Here is a 25057-nt window from a genome sequence, read left to right as displayed (position 1 = left end):
AATACTCCCCGGCGCCCGCCCCCCCCGGCCTGGGGGGGGGCGGGTTTTTGGGGGTTTTTACAACCGCCCGGCGGGGGGGGGGGGGCGGGCCGGGGACTTTCGAAACACGCCCTAGAAGAAGCCGCAGGTGGGGGCCGCTCCCGAGGGGGCTTCGGCTTCTTCCGCGCCCTTCGGGACCGAGATCTCCAGGCGGGTGCCGTCCGGGTCGTGGAAGAAGATGCCGCCGGACGTCGCGCCCTCGCTGTGGGCGACGACGCCCTCGTACGCGAAGGAGGCGCCGCGCGCGGTGAGCGCGGCCTCGGCGGCGCGGACGTGGCCGATGGACTCGGCCTCGAAGGCGAGGTGGTGCAGGCCGGGTCGGCCGGAGTCGTACGTGCCCGTGGACTGCTGCCAGAGGGTGAGGACGAGGCGGCCGTCCTGGCCGAGGAAGGCGTAGCGGCTGCCGCCCCCCTCTTCCTCGCCCTGGCCGAGGACGTCGAAGCCGAGGACGTCTCCGTAGAAGGCGAGCGAGCGCTCCAGCTCGGTGACGTTGAGGCCGACGTGGTGGGTGGCGAGTGTGCCGATCGCGGACATGGCTGTCCCTCCGTCGCAGTGGCCGGCCCCCTTGGGCTAACCTCTTAACTTGAGATTAGAGGTTAGATGCGAAGGGCGTCAACCGCTCACGTACTCTTGAGGGGTTAGCTCATCGAGGAGGGTGCCTGCCATGACCGCCACCGACCCGCGGCCGCTCACCGGCGAGCCGGTCTCCCTCGACCTGCTCAACACCCGCTGGAACGCGGAGGGCGTCCGCCAGGACCTGCTCACCGGTGTCGAGGGACTCGCCGTCTGGCTCACCGCGAACGGCCTGGCGGGGCGGTTCGCCGCCGACGCCGGCACCCTGCGCCACACCCTCGCCGCCCGGGACGCGCTCGCCGCGCTCGTCGACGCACCCGGCGATCCCGCCGCCACCGCCCGCGTCGACGCCCTCCTCGACCACGGCCGCATCCGGGCCACCCTCACCGCCGAGGGTCCCGGCGAGCGGGCCGAGTTCACGGACCCCTCCTGGGGGCCCGGCTGGACCGCCGCCCGCGACTACCTCGACCTGCTGCGCACCGCGCCCGACCGCATCCGGGCCTGCGCCCACGAGGCGTGCATCCTGCACTTCTTCGACACCTCGCGGAACGGCACCCGCCGCTGGTGCTCGATGGCGATCTGCGGCAACCGGGCCAAGGCCTCACGCCACTACGCCCGCACGAAGGAGAGCTGACCCGGCGAGAGCGCCAACTCGCCCCGTTTAGAGCCGTTTCGCCCACCGTGGCGCAACACGGGCGATGGCGGATTTCCGCCGTGTCCCCAACCCGCCCCCGGCTAACTCTCCACAAACCCCTGTCTCTTACGAAAGGCTGAGCGGTCATCCGGCACCGAAAACCGGAGCCCTCCTTTCACAAACAGGGATCTAAATGACCACCCCCGAAACTCGGAGCTCCATACCCGGAAGCTCGACGCACGGGCACAGACGCGCGGCTCGCATCGCCGCCGCCGCCGGTCTGGTCGCCGCGCTCGTCGCGACCGGCGCCGCGCCCGTGCTCGCCACCGAGGCCCCCGCCGTCACTCCCCCGGCCAAGGCCTCGGACCCCGCCGACAAGCTCGGCGCCATCGACGCCCAGCGCCTCACCGAGGCCGAGGCGAGCGGCGAGAAGACCGTCACGATCCTCGTCGCCACCGCCCCCGGTGCCACCGAGCAGGTCGCGGGCCAGCTCGACGCCGTCACCGGTGCCTCCGTCGGCAAGCAGCAGGACGCGCTCGGCTACGTCCGCGCGACCCTGCCGATCGCCAAGGCCGCGGCCGCCATCAAGGCCGCGACGACGCTGTCCTCCGTGCAGTCGATCGACCTCCAGGCCGAGATCGAACTGGACGACCCGACCCCGGACGCCGGCGCGGCGACCGGCGCCGTCGAGGGCACCACCGTCACCACGACGTACCCGGCCCCCGGCAAGAACACCCCGGCGAAGAACCCGTACAACCCGTCGTACGAGACGGGCGCGGTCGAGTTCGTCGAGGACCACCCCCGGTCCGACGGCCGCGGCGTGACCATCGGCATCCTCGACTCGGGTGTCGACCTCGGCCACCCGGCCCTGCAGAAGACCACCACCGGCGAGCGCAAGATCGTCGACTGGGTCACCGCCACCGACCCGATCACCGAGAGCGACGCCACCTGGCGCGCCCAGGTCACCCCGGTCGCGGGCCCGGTCTTCACCGCCGGCGCCCAGAGCTGGAAGGCGCCCGAGGGTGCCTACCAGTGGAGCCGCTTCGCCGAGTCGGTCACCGCCGGCGGCGACCCGGCCGGTGACATCAACCGCGACGGCGACACCACCGACGTCTTCGGCCTGCTGTACGACCCGGCCGCCGGCACCGTCCGCGTGGACTCCGACCAGAACAACGACTTCACGGACAACGCGCCGATGAAGCCGTACAAGGACGGGTACCAGGTCGGCTGGTTCGGTACCGACAACCCGGCCACCGAGGTCGCCGAGAAGACGCCGTTCGTCATCGAGATCCGCAAGGACGTCCCGATGGACCCGTACGGCGGGTCCTGGATCGGCCAGAAGCGCGACTTCGTCAACATCGGTGTCGTCGAGTCCTCCCACGGCACGCACGTCGCCGGCATCACCGCCGCCCACAGCCTCTTCGGCGGCCGGATGAACGGCGCCGCGCCCGGCGCGAAGATCGTCTCCTCGCGCGCCTGCACCTGGACCGGCGGCTGCACCAACACCGCCCTCACCGAGGGCATGACGGACCTCGTCGTCAACCGCGGCGTCGACATCGTCAACATGTCGATCGGCGGCCTGCCCGCGCAGAACGACGGCGACAACGTCCGCTCGCGCCTCTACACCCGGCTGATCGACCAGTACGGCGTGCAGCTGGTCATCTCGGCCGGCAACTCCGGCGCCGGCATCAACACGATCGGCGACCCCGGCCTGTCCGACAAGGTCGTCTCGGTCGGCGCGGCGGTCTCCAAGTCGACCTGGGCCGCCAACTACGGCTCGGCCGTCACCAAGTCGTACACCATGTTCCCCTTCTCCTCGCGCGGCCCGCGTGAGGACGGCGGCTTCACCCCGACCATCACCGGTCCGGGCTCCGCCGTGAACACCATCCCGACCTGGCTGCCCGGCGCCGGCGTCGCCGAGTCCGGCTACACGCTGCCCGCCGGTTACGGCATGCTCAACGGCACCTCGATGTCCTCCCCGCAGGTCGCGGGCGCGAGCGCGCTGCTGCTCTCCGCCGCGAAGCAGCGGGGCCTCGACGTCTCGCCGCTCACGCTGCGCACCGCGCTCACGTCGACCGCCCAGCGGATCGGCGGCGTCGCCGCCCACGAGCAGGGCTCGGGCCGCATCGACATCAACGAGGCCTGGGACGCGATCAAGGACGGCGCGACCGCCCACGACTACAAGGTCGAGGCCCCGGTCGACACCCTGATCTTCCCGGCCCCGCACACCGGCACCGGTGTGTACGACCGCGAGGGCGGCCTCAAGGTCGGCCAGACGAAGGTCTACGACGTCACCGTCACGCGGACGAACGGTCCGGCGTGGCCCGTCGAGCACGAGCTGGAGCTCAAGTACAACGACGGCACCTTCCGCATCCTCGGCGACGACGAGATCGACCTGCCGCTGAACAAGCCGGTCACCGTCAAGCTCCAGGCCCGGCCGTCCACCGCCGGCGTGCACAGCGTGATCCTGGAGGCCGACGACGAGCGCACCGAGGGCGTGGACAAGCAGATCCTCGCGACCTCGGTCGTCGCGAGCGACCTGGTCGCGCCCGGCTACGGCTTCTCCGCCACCGGCTCCGTCCAGCGCAACAGCCACAAGTCGTACTTCGTGACCGTGCCCGAGGGCGCCAAGTCCCTGGAGGTCGCCATCGGCGGCCTGAAGGCGAAGAGCCAGACCCGGTTCATCGCCATCCACCCGTACGGTGTGGCCGTCGACCCGACCGCGACCACCATGTGCTACCCGCACTACAACCCGGCGAACACCTGCCGCCCGGACCTGCGGTCGTACGCCGACCCGACGCCGGGCGTCTGGGAGATCGAGGTCGAGGCGCGCCGCACCTCGCCCGACCTGGACAACCCGTACACCCTCGGCGTCTCCGTCCTCGGTGCCTCCTTCGACCCGGCCGTCCAGACCGTCGCCGAGGCGAAGGTCGGCACCCCGGCCGCCGTCGAGTGGACCGTCACCAACGGCTTCGCCGCGCTCGACGGCAAGCTGAAGGGCGGCTCGCTGGGCTCGGCCAAGGTCGAGACCCCGACGATCCAGCACCACGAGCAGCAGACGAAGACCGTCACCATCGGTGAGGGCGTCGAGCGCCTCGACATCGCGATCGGCAACACCTCCGACAAGGCCGCCGACCTCGACCTCACCGTCCTCCTGAACGGCAAGCAGGTCGGCCAGGCGGCGGACGGCGACTCGGAGGAGGCCGTCTCCCTCGTGAAGCCGGCCGCGGGCACGTACACCGTCGTCATCGACGGCTACGCGGTCCACGCCGAGGGCGGTACGACGTTCGACTACAAGGACGTGTACTACTCCGCCGCGCTCGGCAGCGTCCGGGTCGACGACACCGCGACCTACCCGCTGGCCAACGGCGGGACCGTCAAGGTCGGCGCCGAGGTCCTCGTCTCCGGCGCGGCCCCCGAGGGCCGTCAGTTCTTCGGCGAGGTCCAGCTGCTCAACGCCCGCGGCACCGTCGCCGGCTCCGGCAGCGTCCTGATCGGGAACGTCACCCCGTAACACCGCGTGTCAGTGAGGGGCGGGTGCCGACGACGGCGCCCGCCCCTCTCCCGTCCCGACCGGTGGACAATGGATTGGACAAGGCGCCCCGGGACCCCCGCATCATGGACCGGCAGCACCCTGCACATACGTACGGAGGAGTCCCCGTGAAGGTCGGAATCGTCGGAGCCACCGGTCAGGTCGGCACAGTCATGCGCAGCATCCTGGCCGAGCGGAAGTTTCCCCTCGACGAGCTGCGGCTCTTCGCCTCCGCGCGTTCCGCCGGGACCGTCGTCGACGGCGTCACGGTCGAGGACGCCTCCACCGCCGACTACACCGGCCTCGACATCGTGCTCTTCTCCGCCGGTGGCGCCACCTCCCGGGCCCTCGCCGAGAAGGTCGCCTCCCAGGGCGCCGTCGTGATCGACAACTCCTCCGCCTGGCGCGGTGACCCCGAGGTCCCCCTCGTCGTCTCCGAGGTGAACCCGCACGCGGTCAAGGACCGCCCCAAGGGCATCATCGCCAACCCGAACTGCACCACGATGGCCGCCATGCCGGTCCTCAAGCCCCTCCACCAGGAGGCCGGCCTGACCGCGCTGATCGCCACCACCTACCAGGCCGTCTCCGGCTCGGGCGTGGCCGGTGTCGCCGAGCTGCGCACCCAGGCGTGTGCCGTGGCCGAGAACGCCGACCAGCTGGCGTTCGACGGCGAGGCCGTCGCGTTCCCCGAGCCGACCGTCTACAAGCGCCCGATCGCCTTCAACGTGGTCCCGCTGGCCGGTTCGATCGTCGACGACGGCTCCTTCGAGACCGACGAGGAGCAGAAGCTCCGCAACGAGTCCCGCAAGATCCTGGAGATCCCGGAGCTCAAGGTCTCCGGCACCTGCGTGCGCGTCCCCGTCTTCTCCGGCCACTCCCTCCAGGTGAACGTGCGCTTCGACCGCCCGATCAGCGTCGAGCGCGCCTACGAGCTGCTCAAGGACGCCGAGGGCGTCGAGCTCTCCGAGATCCCGACCCCGCTCCAGGCCGCCGGCAAGGACGCCTCGTACGTCGGCCGCATCCGCGTCGACGAGACGGTGGAGAACGGCCTCGCGCTGTTCCTCTCCAACGACAACCTGCGCAAGGGCGCCGCGCTGAACGCGGTGCAGATCGCGGAGCTCGTCGCGGCCGAGCTCAAGGGCTGACGGCGGGTCACCTCCTGGAGGGGCGGCTTCCCGTTGCGGGGAGCCGCCCCTCCGCCGTGCGCGCCCGTGCCACAGTTCCCTCATGAGCCAGATTCCCGAGGGTGCCGACATCGCCGTGCGTCCGCAGGCCCTGCACGTCGCGGTCGGCTGGCGGACCGGACACGGGGTGCCCGACATGGACGTCTCGGCGCTGCTCCTGGGGGCCGGGGAGCGGGTCAGGGGCGATGCCGATCTGGTGTTCTACAACCGGACCGAGCACCCTTCGGGGGCCGTACGGCACCTGGGCAGGTCGGCCCCCGGCGCGGCCGGCAGCCCGGCGGCCGACTGGCTGTGGCTGGATCTGTCGCGCGTGGAGCCGGAGGTGGGGCGGCTCGTGGTCGTGGCCTCCGCCGACGGCGGAACCTTCGGGCAGGTCCCCGGGCTCGACGTGCAGGTCACGGACGCGGCCGGGGCCACCGTGGCCTACCGCGCGCTCGGGAACGCGACGACGGACACGGCCTTCGTCTTCGGCGAGTTCCACCGGCGGGGCGACGGCTGGCGCTTCCGCGCGGTCGACCGGGGGTACGCCTCCGGGCTCGCCGGGCTCGCGACGGACTTCGGCATCGTGGTGGAGCCCCCGCCGCCGCCGATCCCGGGCCCCGGCTACGTACCGCCGCCGCCCACACCCGCGCTCCCGCCGCCACCGCCGCGGCTCCCCGCCCCGCCCCCGCCCGTGCCCGGGGTCCCCGCCGCTCCGTACGGCGGGGAGTTCCGGCCCGGCACCTACCAGGGGCGCGGCAAGGAGACCGTGCGCTGCGACCCGGGGCTGCCGGCGGGCCGCTGGGTGCTCCTGGAGATCGAGTCGTACCACTCCCTGTCCACCACCATCGAGACCTGCGACGCCCACGGCCGCGCCGAGGAGTACCTGCTCGCGGCGTACGAGGACGACGTCCGCGCCCGTACGGTCGCCCTCGTCCCGCGCGCCCGGCCGCTGACCCTGCGGGTGGACGCCGACGCCCCCTGGACGCTGCGGGTGCTGCCCCTCTCCCACGCCCGCCGCTTCGACAGTCACGTCGAGGGGCTCGCCCACGATCTGGTGGTCTACGACGGGCCGTCCGGAGTGCTCGACTTCGCGCACGGCGGCGCGGCGCGCTTCACCGTGCACCGGCACACCCCGCCCCAGGATCCGCTCTACGACGACGAGGAACGGGACCTGCTGGTCAACGCCGTCGGCGAGGTACGGACGAGCGTGGCCGTGCCCGGTCCCGGGCTGTTGCGGATCAGTGGTGACGGACCGTGGAAATGCGCCGTGCGCCGCTGAGGCACCCCGTGGAAGGATGGGCCAAACGTCACGAAACCGAGGAGTTGACCGGGTGCCTGGCACAAACCTGACCCGTGAAGAGGCCAAGCAGCGGGCGGCGCTGCTGACCGTGGACGCGTACGAGGTCGAACTGGACCTCACCGGTGCGCAGGAGGGCGGCACCTACAGGTCCGTCACCACCGTCCGCTTCGATTCCGCCGAGGCCGACGCCGAGACCTTCATCGATCTCGTCGCCCCCGCCGTCCACGAGGTCGTGCTCAACGGCCAGGCGCTGGAGATCGGCGCCGTCTTCCGGGACTCCCGGATCGCCCTGCGCCATCTCGCGGCCGGGCGCAACGAGCTCAAGGTCGTCGCGGACTGCGCGTACACGAACACCGGTGAGGGCCTGCACCGGTTCGTCGACCCCGTCGACGACCAGGCCTATCTGTACACGCAGTTCGAGGTGCCGGACGCGCGACGCGTCTTCGCCTCGTTCGAGCAGCCCGACCTCAAGGCGACCTTCCAGTTCACCGTGAAGGCGCCGAGCGGCTGGACGGTGATCTCCAACTCGCCGACGCCGGAGACGCCGAAGGACGACGTGTGGGTCTTCGAGCCCACCCCCCGGATCTCCACGTACATCACGGCGCTGATCGTGGGCCCGTACCACTCGGTGCACTCGACGTACGAGAAGGACGGGCAGAGCGTCCCGCTCGGCATCTACTGCCGTCCGTCGCTCGCCGAGTTCCTCGACGCCGACCACATCTTCGACGTCACGCGGCAGGGCTTCGACTGGTTCCAGGAGAAGTTCGCGTACGACTACCCGTTCGCGAAGTACGACCAGCTCTTCGTGCCGGAGTTCAACGCGGGCGCGATGGAGAACGCCGGCGCGGTCACCATCCGCGACCAGTACGTCTTCCGCTCGAAGGTGACGGACGCGGCGTACGAGCGGCGCGCCGAGACGATCCTGCACGAGCTCGCCCACATGTGGTTCGGCGACCTCGTCACCATGGAGTGGTGGAACGACCTCTGGCTGAACGAGTCGTTCGCGACCTTCACCTCGGTCGCCTGCCAGGCCTCGGTGCCCGGCACCCGCTGGCCGAACGCCTGGACGACCTTCGCCAACGCGGAGAAGACCTGGGCCTACCGCCAGGACCAGCTGCCGTCGACGCACCCGATCATGGCGGAGATCAACGACCTGGAGGACGTGCTCGTCAACTTCGACGGGATCACGTACGCCAAGGGCGCGAGCGTCCTGAAGCAGCTCGTCGCCTACGTCGGCGAGGACGAGTTCTTCAAGGGCGTGCAGGCCTACTTCCAGGCGCACGCCTTCGGGAACACGCGCCTGTCCGACCTGCTCGGCGCGCTGGAGGAGACCTCCGGCCGTGACCTCAAGACCTGGTCGAAGGCGTGGCTGGAGACGGCCGGCATCAACATCCTGCGCCCGGTGATCGAGACCGACGAGAACGGCGCCATCACCGCGTTCGCCGTCAAGCAGGAGGCCCCGGCGCTGCCCACCGGCGCCAAGGGCCAGGCCGTGCTGCGCCCGCACCGGATCGCCATCGGCTTCTACGACCTCGACGCGAGCGGCAAGCTGGTCCGCACCGACCGCCTCGAACTCGACATCGAGGCCGCCGGACTGACCGCCGTGCCGCAGCTCGTGGGCAAGATCCGCCCGGCGGTCGTCCTCCTCAACGACGACGACCTGTCGTACGCGAAGGTCCGCCTCGACGAGGTGTCCCTCACCAACGTCACCGCGCACCTCGGCGACTTCGCCGACTCGCTGCCGCGTGCCCTGTGCTGGGCCTCCGCCTGGGACATGACCCGCGACGGCGAGCTGGCCACCCGCGACTACCTGGAGCTCGTGCTCTCCGGCATCGCCAAGGAGTCCGACATCGGCGTGGTCCAGTCGCTCCAGGGCCAGGTCAAGGCGGCCCTTGAGCTGTACGCGGCGCCGGAGTGGCGGGCCGAGGGCCTGGCGCGCTGGGGCACCTTCGCGCAGGAGCAGCTGCGCGCCGCCAAGGGTGGCGGCGACCACCAGCTGGCGTGGGCGCGGGCCTTCGCGGCGACCGCCCGCACGGACGCCGAGCTCGACGTGCTCGCCGGGCTGCTCGACGGCGGCGAGGTGATCGAGGGCCTGGCCGTCGACACCGAGCTGCGCTGGGCGTTCGTGCAGCGCCTCGCGGCCACCGGCCGCTTCGACGAGGCGGAGATCGCCGCCGAGCTGGAGCGCGACCGCACGGCGGCGGGCGAGCGGCACGCGGCGACCGCGCGCGCGGCACGTCCGACGGAGGCCGCGAAGGCCGAGGCCTGGGCCTCGGTCGTCGAGGACGACAAGCTGGCGAACGCCGTGCAGGAGGCGGTCATCGGCGGGTTCGTCCAGTCCGACCAGCGCGAGCTGCTCGCCCCGTTCACGGCGAAGTACTTCGCGTCGATCAAGGGCGTCTCGGAGACCCGCAGCCACGAGATCATCCAGCAGATCGTGGTGGGCCTCTACCCGACGCTCCAGGTCTCGCAGGAGACGCTCGACCTGACGGACGCGTGGATCGCGGAGCACGACCCGGCCCCGGCGCTGCGCCGTCTGGTGACGGAGTGCCGCGCGGGCGTCGAGCGCGCGCTGAAGGCACAGGCCGCGGACGCGGCCGCCGCCTGACGGTGGCGCTGAGGTGAGGAAGGGCCCCCGGACCGCTGACGGTCCGGGGGCCCTTTCGGTGCGCTCGGTTCTTTCGGTACGGGCGGTTCTTTCGGTACGGGCGCTTCTTTCGGTGCGCTCGGTTCTTTCGGTACGGGCGGTTCCTTCGGTACGGGCGGGATCAGCCCAGGGAGTCGATCCACTGCCAGCCGCCGGTGCCGACGGTCGCGGCGGGCCCGAAGCCGGTGGGCGTGCCCGGCAGGATCTCCAGGTTCTCGGCGGTGCCCGCGGTACGGGTCGACCACAGGTCGGGGCGGCCGTCGCCGTTCACGTCGCCGGCCGACAGCAGGAGGCGGCGGTCGGCGACGGCCGCCGGGCCGCCGTCGAGGGTGGCCGGGTCGGTGGGGAGGTGCTGGGTTCCCTGGCTCGTGTACTGCTTGAGCTCGCCGGTCGCGCGGTCCCTGGCCCAGACGTCGGCCCGTCCGTCACCGCCGGTGTCGCCGGGTGTCAGCACGTCGTACGCGGCCCACTCGGCGTCGCCGATCGGCAGCGCCGCCTTGGGGGCGAAGGTGGGCTGTCCCGCCGTGGGCGCGCCACCGCGGTGCAGCCACAGCCCGGTGCCGCTGCGGACGAGGACGTCGGGCAGGTCGTCGCCGTCGACATCGCCCGCCGCGAGGGGGGTGAGGCCGCTCCAGCCGGTGGGCCGGCCGCCCATGGCGATGCGCGGTCCGAGGTCGCCGCTGCCGGTGCTGGGGTAGACCCACAGGTCGTCGCCGATGCGGGCGAGCACGTCGGGACGGCCGTCGCCGGTCCAGTCGCCGCGGTGGCTGATGACGGCGCCGGCCCAGCCGCCGGTGCCGATCAGGCGCGGGGTGCCGAGGACGCCGTTGCCCGTACCCGGGTACAGCCGCAGATTGCCGTCGTCCTTCACCGCGAGGAGGTCGGGGCGGCCGTCGCCGGTCAGATCGGTGTCGACGCCGGTGGGGTGGGCCGCGGCGCGGAGCAGCTTGTGGTCGGAGAGGGGCCTGGTGCCGGGCGACTCGGGTGTCACGGCGTCGGCCCGCACGGTGTGGAAGTCGCGCGCGCTGAGGAAGACGTGGTCGAACTTCTTGCCGCTCGCGATGGTCGGCTCACCGGTGTGGCAGGAGGTGGCGCCGCCGGCGATGCACTCCTGCGTGAAGAAGGTCGGGTCCGTCCCGTCGGCCTCGACGAAGGGGCCGGTGCCGGGCAGACCGGCGCGGATCGGGTCCAGGGCGGCGTCGTAGTCCACTGTCGTGCCCGCGTTGAGGTCGGCGCCGAGGATCACCGGGGCTCCGGCGTCCCAGGTGTCGATGTACGCCATCGCCTGCGCGGAGCCGTTGTCCGGCACGATGTACTGGGCGAGATGGGTGTTGCACACCAGGGTGATGCGCCCGTCGACGGGGCCGCGGGCGCAGAGCACCGAGCGCGGTGACTGGCCGGCCGGGACCGTGAGGGCGGCCGCGTACCGCTCCACGGCGGGAGCCTTGACGAAGATCCCGAGGCCCAGCCGGGTGTCGGTGGACCACTTGGCGCAGCCGGGCCAGGTCCTGGCGGACGTCCATACGGCGCTGTAGCCGGGGAGCGCGTCGCGCAGGGCGGCCCACTGGCCGATGCACAGCTCCTGGAGCATGAGGGCGTCCGTGTCCCAGGCCAGGGTCTCGTCACGGAGTTCGGCCGTCCAGGTGGGCAGGTCGAGGTCGCTCCGGCACTCCTCCCACCCGCCGCAGACGTTGTACGTGATCGTGCGCACCGGCGGCGCGGTGGCCGGGTCGACGACGTCCTCGGCGAAGGCCGGGGCCGTGAGGCCGGAGAGCAGTGCGGCGGCGAGGGCGAACGCGGCCGCGAGGCGGGCGGCGCCCCTTCTCACCGCCGATCTCGCTCTCGCTGTCGAGCGAAGTCGTTGCATCGGTCCCCCAGTTGCTCGATGGTCGCGCACAGCCGGATGATCTTCGCAGGCATCGGCGGAACGGCGAAGGGGCACCCTCCCCCACGGAGGTGCCCCTTCGCCGTGTCTGGAGTCCGCCCGGCGGACGGGCGTCGGCGCGCGGCCGCGCCGCCGGGCGGAGGACCGGGGGTTCCCCGCGTCAGCCGCCGAGCGCCGCGTACCGGGCACGCAGGTCGGCCGCGCCCTGCTCCGTCAGCGTGCCGTGGAGCCGCATGCGGGCGACGCCGCCGTCGGGGAAGGCGTCGAGGCGGACGTGGGTGACGACCGCCTGCGCGGGGAGCTTGAAGCGGTGCAGGGTGTCGGGCTGGAGGCGGGTCCTGGGGATGATCTCGAACCACTCGCCCGTCTCGCCGTTACGGCCCTGGAGCGCGATCCAGCCGGCGGAGTTGCCCTTGAGGTAGGCGGTGTCGATCTCGACGGCGCGGACGGCGCCCTGGGCGGCGAGCCGGAAGCGGACCCAGTCGTTGGTGCCGCGGACCCGGCGGCGGCGGTTCTCCCAGCCGTCGTCCATCTTGCGGGAGGTGCCGGGCAGGATGATCTGCGTCGGCGAGGAGTAGAACCTGTCCGAGGCGTCCTCGTACGAGCCTCCGTTGAGCACGGAGATCAGGTCGAGGGTGCCGAGGAGGTCCAGCCACTCGGGGTCGGGCACGACCTCGCCGTGGACGCGGAGGCGGGCGATGCCGCCGTCGGGGTGCTGGCAGAGGCGCAGGTGGGTGTAGCGGCGCTCGACGTCGACGGGGAAGCCGTTGGCGGCGTGGCCGCGCACGGGGGTCGGCGGGACGAGCTCCTCCCACTTCGCGTCGAGCAGTTCCGCGGGGCTCGGCGTGCCCTCCACCATGGTGGCCTGGACGCTCACCCGCTGCGGGTAGTTGCCGCGGAAGTGGGCGGTGTCGACGATGATTCCGCGGATCACGCCGGGGGCGCCGAGGCGGACGATCGCCCAGTCGTGGTCCTCGAGGGCGGGGAAGACGTTCTCGGCGTCGGCGCCGCGGCGGCGGCGGGTCTCCCAGCCGTCCATGATCTTTCCCTTGTGGCCGAAGTGCTCCGGATCGAAGACGGCCCGCTCGCGGACGAGGAGGTTCTCGCGCTCGGCGAAGAACTCGTCGTTGGCGGCCACGACCCCGGCGCCGAGCCGGCGGTCGGCGAGGTCGACGAGCTCGGTGAAGGGGAAGTCACCGGAGCGGTAGTCGGCGTACGGGTCGCCACCGGAGTAGGGGGCGGCGGCGTTGGCGTGCGGGTCCGTGTTCTCGTCGTGCGCGTCGAAGCTGCTCATGGCTCGACCCTCCCGCGCCCACTCCCTCCCGGTCCATCGAATGTTTTCGATGGTGTTGTTCAGCTCTGCTGAACGGTTGCGGGAGTCAGCCTGCTGACGGTGGTGGGCGTCAGCTCTGCTGACGGTGGTGGGCGTCAGCTCTGCTGACGGTGGTGGGCGTCAGCTCTGCTGACGGTGGTGGGCGTCAGCTCTGCTGCACGGTTTCGCGGGCCGCGGCCGCCTGCCGGAGCGCGGCAAGCACCCGGGCCACCGCCGGGCCCTCCTCCGCCCCGCGCCGTACCGCCGCGACGACATGGCGGCGCGGCTGGTCGGCGGAGAGGACGCGCATGACGACCCCGGCGCCGCCCCGGCGGTCGGCGGAGGCCATCCGGGGCACGAGCGCGATCCCCATCCCTGCCTCGACCATGGCGAGGATCGCGGTCCAGCCGGAGGCGCTGTGGGCCTGTTCGGGGACGAAGCCGGCGGCCTCGCAGGCGGCGGTGGTGATCTCGGACCAGGGTCCGGAGCCGCCGAAGATCCACGGTTCGGCGGCGAGGTCCGCGAGGCGGAGGCCGGGCGCGTCGGCGAGCGGGTGCCCGGCGGGCAGGGCGACGTCCAGGGGGTCGGCGAGGAGGGGCACCCGGCTGAACTTGGGGTCGCGCACCGAGGGCGCGTGGGCGGCGAGCGAGAGCGCCAGGTCGACCTCGCCGGCCGTGAGCAGCTCGTACGCCTCCGCCGCCTCGGCCTCCCGGACGCGGATGTCGAGCCCGGGGTGGGCGGTCCGCAGCTGGCGGACGGCGGGGACGACGAGCGCGGGCACCGCCGTCGAGAAGGCCGCCACCCGCAACTGCCCCGCCTCTCCCCGCAGATACCCGTCGAGCTCGGCGTCGGCGCGCTCCAACTGCGCGAAGACCACCTCCGCGTGCCGCAGCACGAGATGGGCGGCGTCGGTGAGCCGGACCCGGCGGCCCTGCGCCTCAAGGAGGCGTACGCCGAGCTGTTTGGCGAGGTTGGTGAGCTGCTGCGACACGGCCGAGGGGGTCATGAGCAGGGCCTCCGCGGTCGCGGTGACGGTGCCGCGGTCGCGGAGGGTGCGGAGGATCTGGAGCTTCTTGATGTCCCACTCGGTCATGGGGCGCAACCTACCGGGCGCACCGGGCGGCGTTCAGCGGCCTCGGGCCGAGGCGAGCGCGACTCCACCGAGGACGAGCGCCATGCACACGACCCCGAGGACGCCGAGGCGTTCGCCGAGGAGCGCGTACGACAGGAGGGCGACGCAGACGGGCTGGAGGTAGTAGACGACGCCCGCGCGGGCCGCGCCGATGAGGCCGATCGCCTTGTTCCAGGCGAAGAAGGCGACGGCGGAGGAGAAGACGCCGACGTACAGCAGGGGGCCGACGGTCGCGACGCCGAAGGTGAACCCGCCCTGGACGACGAGGGACACGGCGTACGCGGGGGCGAGCATCAGGGCGCCGAGCAGGAAGGTGGTGAAGAGGAAGGCGAGTCCGTCGATCTCGGCGGGCTTGCGCCTGAGCAGGGCGCTGTACGAGGCGAAGGAGAGGGCCGCGGCGAACATCCACAGGTCGCCGACGGCGAAGTCGAAGGCGAAGTCGAAGGCGAGCCGTCGCCGGACGAGCCCTTTCCGACGAGCAGGAGCACTCCCAGCGCGGCGGTCAGCATCCCGAGGATCCGGCGGGCGCCGAGGCGTTCGCCGCCGAGCCGGGTGTAGACCGCCATGATCACCGGGGAGGCGGCCATGATCATGCCCATGTTGGAGGCCGAGGTGGTGAGCCCGGCCTGGTGCACGAGGGTGTTGTAGAGGGCGACGCCGAACAGCGAGGCGAGGGCCACGAAGCCGAGGTGGCGGCGGATGGTCCGCCACTGTCGCAGGAACGGGCGGGCGGCGAAGGGCGCGACGGCGAGCAGCGCGATGACCCAGCGCCAGAAGACGGCCTGGACGGGCGGGACGCTGTCGGCCATGTCGCGGGTGGCGACGAAGCTGCCGGACCAGACGACGGTGGCGAGCAGGGCGAGGAACACGCCGAGGCCGGCGCCCCGCGCGAGCTTCCTCGCGGGCGCCGGCCTCTCGGTGGCTGCGGTGGTGGTGTCGGTTTCGGTGGTCGGATGGCGGGCGGTACCGGCGATCGGGCTCATGCCGCCTACCGTCGCACCCCCGAACTCTCCAGATCCATCGAAACTTCCTGACTGCTCTTTTCAGTTGAGCTGAACGATTCGAGCTTCTTGCCGCTCTTGGGAGTCCAGGGCCCCATCTGGCCGACCAAGGTCGCACCGAAGGCGATGACCATGCCGACCAGCTGCACCGGACCGAGCGCCTGGTCGAGCGCCACCCAGCCGATGATCGCCGCGGTGATCGGCGAGAGGGGGCCGAGGAGGGTGGCCGAGGAGGCACTGAGCCGCTCGATGCCGCGGAACCAGAGGAAGTAGGAGATCGCGGTGTTGCCGAAGGCGAGGTAGGCATAGCCGGCCAGGTGGGCGCCGGTCAGGGCCGGCGGGGCGCCCTCGATCAGGAAGGCGATCGGCAGGATGACCAGGCCGCCCGCGGTGAGCTGCCAGCCGGTGAGCGCGAGGGCGCCGACGCCCTCGGGGCGGCCCCAGCGCTTGGTGAAGACGACGCCCGCCGACATCGAGAGGGACGAGAGCAGTCCGGCGACGACGCCGACGAGGTCGAGCGCGGCCCCCGCCTTGAGGACCACGAGGCTGACGCCAAAGGCGGCGGCGACGGCGGTGATCAGGGATTTCGCCGTGGGCTTGTCCCCCAGGAAGAGCGCGGCGAGGCCGACGACGAAGAGCGGGCCGACGGAGCCCACGACGGCGGCGACGCCGCCGGGCAGGCGGTAGGCGGCGAGGAAGAGCAGCGGGAAGAACGCGCCGATGTTGAGGGCGCCGAGGACGGCGGACTTCCACCACCAGGCACCGTGCGGGAGCTTGCGGGTGAGCGCCAGGAGCAGGAGTCCGGCGGGCAGGGCGCGCATCAGGCCGGTGAAGAGGGGCCGGTCCGGCGGCAGGAACTCGGTGGTGACGAAGTAGGTGGAGCCCCAGGAGATCGGGGCGAGAGCGGTCAGCGCGACGACGGCGACCCTGCGGGACATGACGGTTCCCCCTTGCTGCGGATACCTGCCGGCTGCGGAGCCGGACTGGCTTGGCGGTAATTAACTTACCACTAAGCTACTTACTCGCAAGTGTCTTAGTTGCCATCGAGGGAGAAGGAAGGGAACACTGGAACCATGGAGACGCAGACCCCGGCCCATGACGCCGTCGACGCCATCACCGACCAGTGGGCGGCCGTCCGCCCCGACCTGGACACCCGGCCGATGGCCGTCTTCGGGCGGATCTACCGGCTGGCCAACGCGATGCGCGGCAGGGTCGACAAGGCGTACGCGCCCTACGGCATGGCGCTCGGAGAGTTCGACGTGCTCGCGACGCTGCGCAGGTCCGGGGAGCCGTACACGCTCTCACCGCGCGAGCTGACCGCCACGCTGATGATCACCACCGGCGGGATGACGGGCCGGCTGGACAAGCTGGAGAAGGCCGGGCTGCTCACCCGCAGCCCCGACCCGAACGACCGGCGGGGACTGCGGGTGACGCTCACGGAGCACGGCAGGGAGCTGGTGGACCAGGCCGTCGGGGCCGGGCTCGGGCAGCAGCGGGCGGCGCTCGAGTCGGCGCTCACCGAGGAGGAGGCGGAGCAGCTGGCCGGGCTGCTGCGCAAGCTGCTCGCCACCACCGTGTAGACGGGAAGCGGCGCGCGCACGCGTGCGAGGGCGCCGCACGGTACGTCGGTACCGTGCGGCGCCCTCGGAGAGGAAAAGCGGAGGCGGTTACGCCTTCTTGGACTTGTCGAGCACCATCACCAGGCCGGCGATGACCAGGAACAGCGCCAGCGGGGCGGCCACGAACAGGCCGAGGGTCTCGACGACCTCGAGCTTGGGGGCCGGGTCGTCACCGTCGTCGCGGGTCAGCGCGAGCGCGGGGGACGACATGAGCAGCATCATCAGCGTCGTACCGGCCGCGACGGCGCCGGCGCGCAGGGCGTTCTTCTTGTCCACGGTGCAAACGTAGCGAACACCTAAACGGACCGCGCGCCCGGGGGTACCGTACGGGCGTTCCCGGCGCCCTGACGGGCGTTCCCGGCCCCTCCTCCCGGGTCCGTACGGGCGTGCAGCTCGCGCAGCAGGGCATGGGCGCGGGGCGAGGCCGCGAGGCGCTCCAGGGTGAGCGGCTGCCCGTCCGGGCCCGCCACCGGCAGCCGCCAGTTGGGGTACTCGTCCCAGGTGCCCGGCAGGTTCTGCGGCCTGCGGTCCCCCACCGCGTCCGGCAGCCACACGCCCACCATCCGGGCCGGGGTGCCCAGCAGGAACCGGTGGACGGCCAGGATCTCGGCCTCCTCGTCCCCCGGGCCCTCCGGGAGCAGCCCGAGCCGCTGGAACAGGCTCAGCCACTCGGTGGTCTCGGCGGCGTCCTCCGCCCGGTCGCGCTCCGGGTCGCCGTCGACGAGCCCGAGCCGGTGCCGCAGGGCGACGTGGTCGCCGGAGAGGCGGGCGGCCGTCGGGGGCAGGTCGTGGGTGGTGGCGGTGGCTACGCACTCCGCGCGCCACTCCGCCGCGGGCACCGGACGGCCGGTGCCCGTCCAGTCCCGCTCGAACCACAGCACGGACGTCCCGAACACCCCGCGCCGGGACAGCTCCTCGCGTACGCCCGGCTCGACCGTGCCGAGGTCCTCGCCGATGACGAGGGCCCCCGCGCGGTGCGCCTCCAGGGCGAGGACGGCGAGCATCGCCTCGGCGTCGTACCGGACGTACGTCCCCCCGGTCGGCTCGCTGCCCTCCGGCACCCACCAGAGCCGGAACAGACCCATCACATGGTCGATGCGCAGGGCGCCCGCGTGCCGCAGGAGTTCCCGCAGGAGGCCGCGGTACGGGGCGTAGCCCGCGGCGGCGAGGGCGTCGGGCCGCCAGGGCGGCAGGCCCCAGTCCTGGCCGCGGGCGTTGAAGGCATCGGGCGGGGCGCCGACCGACATGCCGGCCGCGAAGGCCTCCTGCTGGGCCCAGGCGTCCGAGCCCTCCGGGTGGACGCCGACGGCCAGGTCGTGGACGATCCCGACCTCCATCCCGGCCTCGCGGGCGGCCTCGGCGGCCTCGGCCAGCTGCCGGTCCGTCAGCCAGGCCAGCCGGCAGTGGAAGTCGACCCGGGCGGCGAGGGCGGGGTCGGCGCGCACGGCGCGCTCCGCGGAGCGCGGCTCGCGCAGCGCCTCGGGCCAGGCGCGCCAGTGGGGCCCGTGCCGCTCGGCGAGGGCCTGGTAGGTGGCGTGGTCCTCCAGGGCGCGGCCCCGCTCGGCGAGGAAGTCGTGGTAGTCGGCCCGCCTTCCCGGCCCGAGCTCCACGCCCCCGACCACGAGCTCCAGGGCCCGCCGTTTGACGTCCCACACCGCGTCACGGTCGATCAGCGCCCCCTTGCCGAGGACCCGTTCGCGCAGTTCGGCCGCCTCGGCGAGGATCCGGTCGAGCTCCTCGCGCCGGGCCGGGTCCACGTACGCGTACTCGGGGACGGACTCGACCCGCAGATGGACCGGGTCCGGGAAGCGGCGCGAGGAGGGGCGGTACGGGGAGGGGTCGCTCGGCGCCCCCGGCACGCCCGCGTGCAGCGGGTTGACCTGGACGAAGCCGGCGCCGTGCGTCCGGCCCGCCCAGGTGGCGAGCTCCCGCAGGTCCCCGAGGTCGCCCATGCCCCAGGAGCGGGTGGAGAGCAGCGAGTAGAGCTGGACGAGCAGGCCGTACGCGCGCCGCCCGGGGACGGGCACGCGCGGGGGGCTCACGATCAGGGTGGCGGTGGCGGCCCGTCCGTCGGGGGCCTGCGCCTCGACGGCGTGGACGCCGAGGGGCAGCCGCTCCCAGTCCGGACCGGTGAGGACCGCACCCTCCTCGGTGGTGACCCGCAGGCGGGTGCCGGGCGGCAGGTCCGCCGGCGGGCGGACGGGCTCCCCGCCCCGCCGCCGGACCAGCGTCGGGGGCAACAGGCGCTCCCGCTCGAACCGTTCCGCCGCTTCGAGGGCGGCGTCGACCGCCTCCGGCGTGGTCGCGTCCACGCCCAGGGCGCCGAGGACGGCCACCACGGCGGCGTCCGGCACGGCGACGGTGACGCCCGCGGAGGGGCTGTACTCGGTGGCGACGCCGTGACGGGCGGCGAGACGGGCCAGGGTCACTTCACACTCCGGGGGACTCCGTGCCGCCCGCACTGCCGCGGACGGTGGGTTCGCTGGTGAGGGGGGCCGCCTCGGTCAGGGGCGGCTCGCTGGTGAGGGGCGTCGTGTCGGGCAGCGGCGGTTCGCTGGTCAACGGGGAGTCGGGGCCTGCCGACTGCTGAGGAATCCGTATCCGTCCGAGGTGGCGGGCGGTCGTGGTCACGGGGGTCTCCCGGTTTCGTCTCGACAGGTGGAGCTACGGGTAACGGCCGGGTGCGCCGGCCTGCGGTCCGGCGGATCACGACCGGACATCACCTAGGCCTACCCACCGCACCTCGTTTTACCGGCGGAAAGTGGCGAAGTGGCGTCATCTCCGTGACGGCTCGCCGGGCAAAGCCGACACATCGACCACGCGCATTGACACCCCAGTGCGACGGGTGGTGGGCTCGTGACCCACTCGTGACCGACCGGCAGAGGCGCCGACCGGGTCGAAGGGAGTTCCCGTGCATCTCGGGCGCAGGAAGCGCACGGCGACGGCGGTCGCCGCCGCCGTCATCGGCGGACTCCTCGGGGGCGCGACCCCGGGCGCGGTGCACGCGGCTCCCGTCCCGCCGGCGGCCGACTCCCCCTCCGCCTCCCCGGCCTCCCCCGCCACGACGGCCCCCGCCACGACCGGTTCGTCGGCCGCCACGCGCGCGCCCGCGCCGACCGCTGCCGCCACCACCGCTACGACCGCGGCCACCACCGCCGCCGGCGCGCCCGCCGTCTGGCCCCGGCCGCAGTCGCTGACCGGCCGCGGGCCCGCCGTACGCCTCGGGGGCGAGGTCACGCTGCTCGCGGACGCCGACGCCGATCCGTACGCCCTCACCGCCCTGCGGGAGCTGCTCACGGCCGCCGGGGTACGGACCGTCCACACCGGGCTCCCGGGCCGAGGCCCGATGTTCCGGGTCGCGGGACCCTCCGGCGAGGCCGCCGAGGAGGCGCTGACCGCCCTGCGCGTGCCCGAGCGGCTCGATCTCCCGCGCGGCGGCTACCGGCTCGCGACGGGCCGCTTCCAGGGCCGGGAGACGGTCGTCCTGGACGGCGTCGGCGAGGACGGCCTCTTCCACGCAGTCCAGACGCTGCGTCAGCTCGTCGGCGCCGGCGGGGAGATCCCCGGGGTCGTCGTGCGCGACTGGCCGGGCACGGCCGAGCGTGGCCTCACCGAGGGCTTCTACGGCCGCCCCTGGAGCCCGGAGCAGCGCCTCGCCCAGGTCGACTTCCTGGGCCACACCAAGCAGAACCGCTATCTGTACGCGCCCGGCGGCGACCCGTACCGCCAGGCGCAGTGGCGCGAGCCCTACCCGGCCGCGCAGCAGGAGGAGTTCCGCGCGCTCGCCGAGCGGGCCCGCGCCAACCACGTGACGCTCGGCTGGGCCGTGGCGCCCGCCCAGTCCATGTGCCTGGCCTCCGACGCCGACGTGACGGCCCTGACGCGGAAGATCGACGCGATGTGGGCGCTCGGGGTGCGCTCCTTCCAGCTCCAGTTCCCGGACGCCGGCTACGGCGAGTGGCACTGCTCGAAGGACGCCGACGCCTTCGGCCGGGACGCCGAGGGCGCGGCCGCCGCCCACGCGCGCGTGGCGAACGCCGTCGCCCGTCACCTCGCCGAACGGCACCCGGACGGCGAACCGCTGACGGTGCTGCCGACGGAGTACTACCAGGACGGTACGACCGACTACCGCGCGAAACTCGCCGGGGCGCTCGACGCGGACGTGCGGGTCGCGTGGACGGGCGTCGGGGTCGTCCCGCGCACGATCACCGGCGGCGAGCTGGCCGGGGCCCGGGAGGCGCTTGGCCACCACCCGCTGGTCACCATGGACAACTACCCGGTCAACGACTACGCGCGGGGCCGGCTGTTCCTCGGCCCCTCCACGGGCCGCGAGCCGGCCGTGGCCGCCGGTTCCGCCGCCTTCCTCGCCCAGGCCATGGAGCAGCCGGCCGCCTCCCGCGTCCCGCTCTTCACCGCCGCCGACTACGCCTGGAACCCGAAGGGCTACCGGCCGCAGGAGTCCTGGCGCGCCGCCGTCGACGACCTCGCGGGCCCCGACCCGGCCGCCCGCGAGGCGCTGCGGGCCCTCGCCGGGAACGACGCCTCCTCGATCCTCGACCCGAAGGGCGAATCGGCCTATCTGAAGCCGCTCATGGCCGCCTTCTGGTCCTCGCGCACGGGCACCGGCACCGCCGCGAAGGAGAAGGCCGCACGGGAACTGCGGGCCGCGTTCACCGTGATGCGCGGGGCCCCCGAGCGGCTCGCGGCCACCGCGGGCGGCACCCTGGACGACGAGACGGGCCCCTGGCTGGAGCAGCTCTCGCGGTACGGCCTCGCGGGCGAGACGGCGGTCGACATGCTGCTCGCCCAGGCGCGCGGCGACGGCGCGGCGGCCTGGCAGGCCCAGCTGCGCCTCGAACCGCTCAGGGAGGCCCTGGGGGCGAGCGGGGTGACCGTCGGCGCCGGGGTCCTCGACCCGTTCCTCACGCGCGCGGTGACGGAGACGGCGGCCTGGACCGGCGCCGACAGGACCCCGGCGCGTCAGGCCGACCGCACCCCCGACTCGTACACCGTGCGTCTCGACCGGGCACGGCCCGTGGAGGCCCTGACGGTGCTGACCGCCCGTACGGACACGACGGCGGACCCGGAGCCGGGCGCCGCCCCGGCCGCACGCGTGCGCACGGACGCGCGCGTGGAGGCGTACGTCGCCGGGGAGGGCTGGCGGGCGGTCGGCCCGCTGTCCGCCTCCGGCTGGACGCAGACCGACCTGAAGGGCCTGCGCGCGGAGGCGCTGCGGGTCGTCTGGAGCGGCGAAGGACCGGCGCCCGACGTGCGCTCGCTGGTGCCGTGGTTCGCCGACGGGCCGCGCGCCGGGCTGGAACTGGCCCGCACGGAGACGGACGCGGAGATCGGCGGGCCCGCGCAGCGGGTGGACGTGGAGCTGACGGGGCTGCGCGCGGGCGAGGTCCGCGGGCCGATGACGGCGAAGGCCCCCAAGGGGATCGCGGTCCGGCTCCCGCGGCAGGCCGTGGTGGAGCGGGGCACCCGGACGACCGTCCCCCTGGAGGTGTCGGTGGGCACGGACGTGCCGGCCGGTTCGTACCGGGTGCCGGTGTCCTTCGCGGGCGAGGAGCGGGTCCTTACCGTGCGGGCCTTCCCGCGCACGGCGGGCCCGGACCTGGCGCGCACGGCGACCGCCTCCTCCTCGGGCGACGAGACCCCGGACTTCCCCGCCTCCGCGGCGCTGGACGGCGACGCGGCGACCCGCTGGTCCTCCCCGGTCGAGGACGGCGCCTGGTGGCAGCTGGAGCTGGCCGAGCCCGCCCGGGTAGGCCGGGTGGTGCTGCACTGGCAGGACGCGTACCCCTCCCGCTACCGCGTGCAGGTCTCCGCCGACGGCCGCGTCTGGCGCACGGCGGCGACCGTCACGGACGGCCGGGGCGGCCGGGAGTCGGTCCGGATGGACGCGGCGGACACGCGCTTCCTGCGGATACAGGGAGAGAAGCGGGCGACGGAGTACGGCTACTCGCTCTGGTCGGTGGAGACCTACGCGGTGGCCCCGCAGGACCCGCCGAAGAAGCCGGAGCAGCCTCAGGAGCCCGAACAGCCCGAGCAGCCTGCGGGCACGCCCGAGGACCGGGACACCCCCTGACGGGTGCCCCGTCCCCGTACACGCGAGAAGGCCCCGTACACGCGAGAAGGCCCCGGGTACGCGAAAGGCCCGGCTCAACCCGTCGTCAGCGCCCTCACAGGGGCGTCCGCGACGGAGTCGATCCGGGCCATCACGTCCTCGGCACCGTACGGCTGGAGGTAGGGCAGCCAGCGGGGGTCCCGGTGGCCGGTCCCGATGATCCGCCAGGCCAGACCGGTCGGCGGGGCCGGTTGGTGCCGCAGCCGCCAGCCGATCTCGCGCAGGTGCCGGTCGGCCTTGACGTGGTTGCAGCGGCGGCAGGCCGCCACCACGTTCTCCCAGGCGTGGGTGCCCCCTCTGCTGCGCGGGACGACGTGGTCGACGCTGGTCGCGACACCCCCGCAGTAGACGCAGCGTCCGCCGTCGCGGGCGAAGAGGGCCCTGCGGGTCAGGGGAACGGGCCCCCGGTAGGGGACCCGCACGAAGCGTTTCAGTCGCACCACGCTGGGAGCGGGGAGGACTTGGGTCTCGCTGTGCAGGAAGGCGCCGGACTCCTCGAGGCAGAGAGCCTTATTCTCCAGTACGAGGACGAGTGCGCGGCGGAGCGGTACGACGCCGAGCGGCTCGTACGACGCGTTGAGGACCAGGACATGCGGCACGGATGCCTCCAATGGCGCCGGCGGCGCGTGGCTCGCGCCGGGACGAACTGCTCTCAGTCTCTCCTCATGCCTGGTCGGAACGCCACCACGTATCGGAACCGGGGTGACGGGCCCGGGGTGTTCTCGACCACATCGGCATCTCTCCCAGTACTTGCCCAGGTGAGGTCCGTCTCTCCCTCGAACACGGCAACAGGACCACGCCCGATGCCCCGTTAGTGTGGAAGGACTGCGTACGCGATGCCTGGAGGTTGCCCCGTGCCCTGGTCCGCCCTAGCGGCTGCCACCGAACCCGAACCCATGCCGGTGACCCTGGACGAGGCGGCGGAGAAGGCCACGAACGCGGCGAGCTGGGTGGAGCAGAACTGGTCCACCTGGCTGAACACCGGGCTGCGCATCCTGCTGATCCTGGTCGTCGCGCTCCTGCTGCGGATGGCCGTCCGCCGTGCCCTGACGAAGCTGATCGAGCGGATGAACCGTTCGGCGCAGGCGGTGGAGGGGACGGCGCTCGGCGGTCTCCTCGTCAACACCGAGCGGCGACGGCAGCGCTCGGAGGCGATCGGTTCGGTGCTGCGCTCGGTCGCGTCGTTCCTGATCCTGGGGACGGCGGGGCTGATGGTCCTCGGCGCCTTCAAGATCGATCTGGCGCCGCTGCTCGCCTCGGCCGGTGTGGCCGGTGTGGCGATCGGCTTCGGCGCCCGGAATCTGGTCACGGACTTCCTGTCCGGCGTCTTCATGATCCTGGAGGACCAGTACGGGGTCGGTGACTCGGTCGACGCGGGCGTGGCCTCCGGCGAGGTCGTCGAGGTGGGCCTGCGGGTGACCAAGCTGCGCGGTGTGGACGGCGAGATCTGGTACGTCCGCAACGGCGAGATCAAGCGCATAGGGAACCTCAGCCAGGGCTGGGCGACGGCGGCCGTGGACGTGACCGTCCGGCCGACGGAGGACCTGGAGCGGGTGCGGTCGGTGATCACCGAGGCGGCGGACTCCATGGCCAAGGAGGAGCCGTGGAACGAGCGCCTGTGGGGGCCGGTCGAGGTGCTCGGTCTGAACGAGGTGCTGCTCGACTCGATGACCGTCCGGGTCTCGGCGAAGACGATGCCGGGCAAGGCGCTGGGTGTGGAGCGCGAGCTGCGCTGGCGCATCAAGCGGGGCCTGGACGAGGCCGGCATCCGGATCGTGGGCGGGCTTCCGACCCAGGCCGAGGAGGCCGCGGCCGATCCGACGGCCGGCATGGCGGCCCCTTCGGCCTTCGCCTCGACGACCTCCCCGCAGTCGGCGGCGGCCACCCCGCTGCCGAGGACGGACCTCACGAAGTAGCGCGTACGTCACGCGTACGGGCGGAACACGACCCCGAACACGACGCCCCCGCAGGTAACGCTTTGGTTGCCTTCGGGGGCGTCGTGCGTTCCCGGGTATTGACGGCCCGGTGACGGGCGCCTTATTTTCCTCCCACCGAATAGGAAACTTTCCTAACAGTGTGACGAAGGA

Annotated in this window: 19 protein-coding genes; 8 read left to right on the top strand and 11 right to left on the bottom strand. The window is 73.1% G+C overall.

Features of this window, described 5'->3' with window-relative positions; genetic code table 11:
* Positions 1 to 111 precede the first annotated feature (111 nt).
* Positions 112 to 573, bottom strand: coding sequence for a VOC family protein (locus ACWFR1_RS04470; RefSeq protein ID WP_453546361.1), 462 nt, complete (start codon positions 571 to 573; stop codon positions 112 to 114).
* 130 nt (positions 574 to 703) lie between these two features.
* Between ACWFR1_RS04470 and ACWFR1_RS04465 the strand changes: the two genes are divergently transcribed.
* The 5 genes from ACWFR1_RS04465 (at position 704) to pepN (ending at position 9852) form a co-directional block, all read left to right on the top strand.
* On the top strand, positions 704 to 1246 hold the full coding sequence (locus tag ACWFR1_RS04465) for a CGNR zinc finger domain-containing protein (protein ID WP_453546358.1): 543 nt from the start codon (positions 704 to 706) through the stop codon (positions 1244 to 1246).
* 193 nt (positions 1247 to 1439) lie between these two features.
* Positions 1440 to 4760 carry a S8 family serine peptidase gene (locus ACWFR1_RS04460; protein WP_453546356.1) on the top strand — a complete coding sequence of 1107 codons (3321 nt, stop codon included), beginning with the start codon at positions 1440 to 1442 and terminating at the stop codon, positions 4758 to 4760.
* Between the two features lie 146 nt (positions 4761 to 4906).
* Complete coding sequence (locus ACWFR1_RS04455) at positions 4907 to 5923, top strand: aspartate-semialdehyde dehydrogenase (protein WP_453546352.1); 1017 nt, start codon at positions 4907 to 4909, stop codon at positions 5921 to 5923.
* Positions 5924 to 6005: 82 nt separating this feature from the next.
* On the top strand, positions 6006 to 7223 hold the full coding sequence (locus tag ACWFR1_RS04450) for a TerD family protein (RefSeq protein ID WP_453546350.1): 1218 nt from the start codon (positions 6006 to 6008) through the stop codon (positions 7221 to 7223).
* Between the two features lie 52 nt (positions 7224 to 7275).
* Complete coding sequence (gene pepN / locus ACWFR1_RS04445) at positions 7276 to 9852, top strand: aminopeptidase N (protein WP_453546348.1); 2577 nt, start codon at positions 7276 to 7278, stop codon at positions 9850 to 9852.
* 160 nt (positions 9853 to 10012) lie between these two features.
* Here the strand turns inward: pepN and ACWFR1_RS04440 are convergent, their stop codons facing one another.
* From ACWFR1_RS04440 to ACWFR1_RS04415, 6 genes are all read right to left on the bottom strand, one after another.
* Positions 10013 to 11719 (bottom strand): FG-GAP-like repeat-containing protein, encoded by a 1707-nt coding sequence (locus ACWFR1_RS04440; RefSeq protein ID WP_453546346.1) that lies wholly within the window; start codon positions 11717 to 11719, stop codon positions 10013 to 10015.
* Between the two features lie 217 nt (positions 11720 to 11936).
* Positions 11937 to 13070 (bottom strand): allantoicase, encoded by a 1134-nt coding sequence (gene alc, locus ACWFR1_RS04435; protein WP_453546344.1) that lies wholly within the window; start codon positions 13068 to 13070, stop codon positions 11937 to 11939.
* Between the two features lie 184 nt (positions 13071 to 13254).
* Positions 13255 to 14181 (bottom strand): LysR family transcriptional regulator, encoded by a 927-nt coding sequence (locus tag ACWFR1_RS04430; RefSeq protein ID WP_453546342.1) that lies wholly within the window; start codon positions 14179 to 14181, stop codon positions 13255 to 13257.
* Positions 14182 to 14214: 33 nt separating this feature from the next.
* Entirely contained in the window at positions 14215 to 14625 is a 411-nt protein-coding gene (locus ACWFR1_RS04425) for a DMT family transporter (RefSeq protein ID WP_453546340.1), read from the bottom strand.
* Positions 14514 to 15203 (bottom strand): DMT family transporter, encoded by a 690-nt coding sequence (locus tag ACWFR1_RS04420; protein WP_453546338.1) that lies wholly within the window; start codon positions 15201 to 15203, stop codon positions 14514 to 14516. Before ACWFR1_RS04420 ends, ACWFR1_RS04425 begins: the two co-directional genes overlap by 112 nt.
* Before the next feature lie 5 nt (positions 15204 to 15208).
* Positions 15209 to 16159 (bottom strand): EamA family transporter, encoded by a 951-nt coding sequence (locus ACWFR1_RS04415; protein WP_453546335.1) that lies wholly within the window; start codon positions 16157 to 16159, stop codon positions 15209 to 15211.
* A gap of 135 nt (positions 16160 to 16294) precedes the next feature.
* Between ACWFR1_RS04415 and ACWFR1_RS04410 the strand changes: the two genes are divergently transcribed.
* Positions 16295 to 16801 carry a MarR family winged helix-turn-helix transcriptional regulator gene (locus ACWFR1_RS04410; protein ID WP_453546333.1) on the top strand — a complete coding sequence of 169 codons (507 nt, stop codon included), beginning with the start codon at positions 16295 to 16297 and terminating at the stop codon, positions 16799 to 16801.
* 87 nt (positions 16802 to 16888) lie between these two features.
* On the opposite strand, the gene ACWFR1_RS04405 is transcribed toward ACWFR1_RS04410, so the two are convergent.
* The 3 genes from ACWFR1_RS04405 to ACWFR1_RS04395 are packed head-to-tail and all read right to left on the bottom strand — an operon-like array spanning position 16889 to position 19471.
* On the bottom strand, positions 16889 to 17116 hold the full coding sequence (locus tag ACWFR1_RS04405) for a hypothetical protein (RefSeq protein ID WP_453546330.1): 228 nt from the start codon (positions 17114 to 17116) through the stop codon (positions 16889 to 16891).
* 20 nt (positions 17117 to 17136) lie between these two features.
* Positions 17137 to 19269 carry a 4-alpha-glucanotransferase gene (gene malQ / locus ACWFR1_RS04400; protein WP_453546328.1) on the bottom strand — a complete coding sequence of 711 codons (2133 nt, stop codon included), beginning with the start codon at positions 19267 to 19269 and terminating at the stop codon, positions 17137 to 17139.
* 1 nt (position 19270) lies between these two features.
* Positions 19271 to 19471 carry a hypothetical protein gene (locus tag ACWFR1_RS04395; RefSeq protein ID WP_329623427.1) on the bottom strand — a complete coding sequence of 67 codons (201 nt, stop codon included), beginning with the start codon at positions 19469 to 19471 and terminating at the stop codon, positions 19271 to 19273.
* Between the two features lie 280 nt (positions 19472 to 19751).
* On the opposite strand from ACWFR1_RS04395, the gene ACWFR1_RS04390 reads away from it, so the two are divergent.
* Positions 19752 to 22931 carry a beta-N-acetylglucosaminidase domain-containing protein gene (locus tag ACWFR1_RS04390; protein WP_453546326.1) on the top strand — a complete coding sequence of 1060 codons (3180 nt, stop codon included), beginning with the start codon at positions 19752 to 19754 and terminating at the stop codon, positions 22929 to 22931.
* 74 nt (positions 22932 to 23005) lie between these two features.
* Here ACWFR1_RS04390 and ACWFR1_RS04385 read toward each other — a convergent pair whose 3' ends face one another.
* Positions 23006 to 23569 (bottom strand): HNH endonuclease, encoded by a 564-nt coding sequence (locus ACWFR1_RS04385; RefSeq protein WP_376405808.1) that lies wholly within the window; start codon positions 23567 to 23569, stop codon positions 23006 to 23008.
* A gap of 237 nt (positions 23570 to 23806) precedes the next feature.
* Between ACWFR1_RS04385 and ACWFR1_RS04380 the strand changes: the two genes are divergently transcribed.
* Complete coding sequence (locus tag ACWFR1_RS04380) at positions 23807 to 24886, top strand: mechanosensitive ion channel family protein (RefSeq protein WP_453546324.1); 1080 nt, start codon at positions 23807 to 23809, stop codon at positions 24884 to 24886.
* Positions 24887 to 25057 lie beyond the last annotated feature (171 nt).

The organism is Streptomyces sp. NPDC055103 (genome assembly GCF_053607625.1).
The sequence above is the reverse complement of the archived record's forward strand: the minus strand, read 5'-3'. Positions and strand labels throughout refer to the sequence as shown.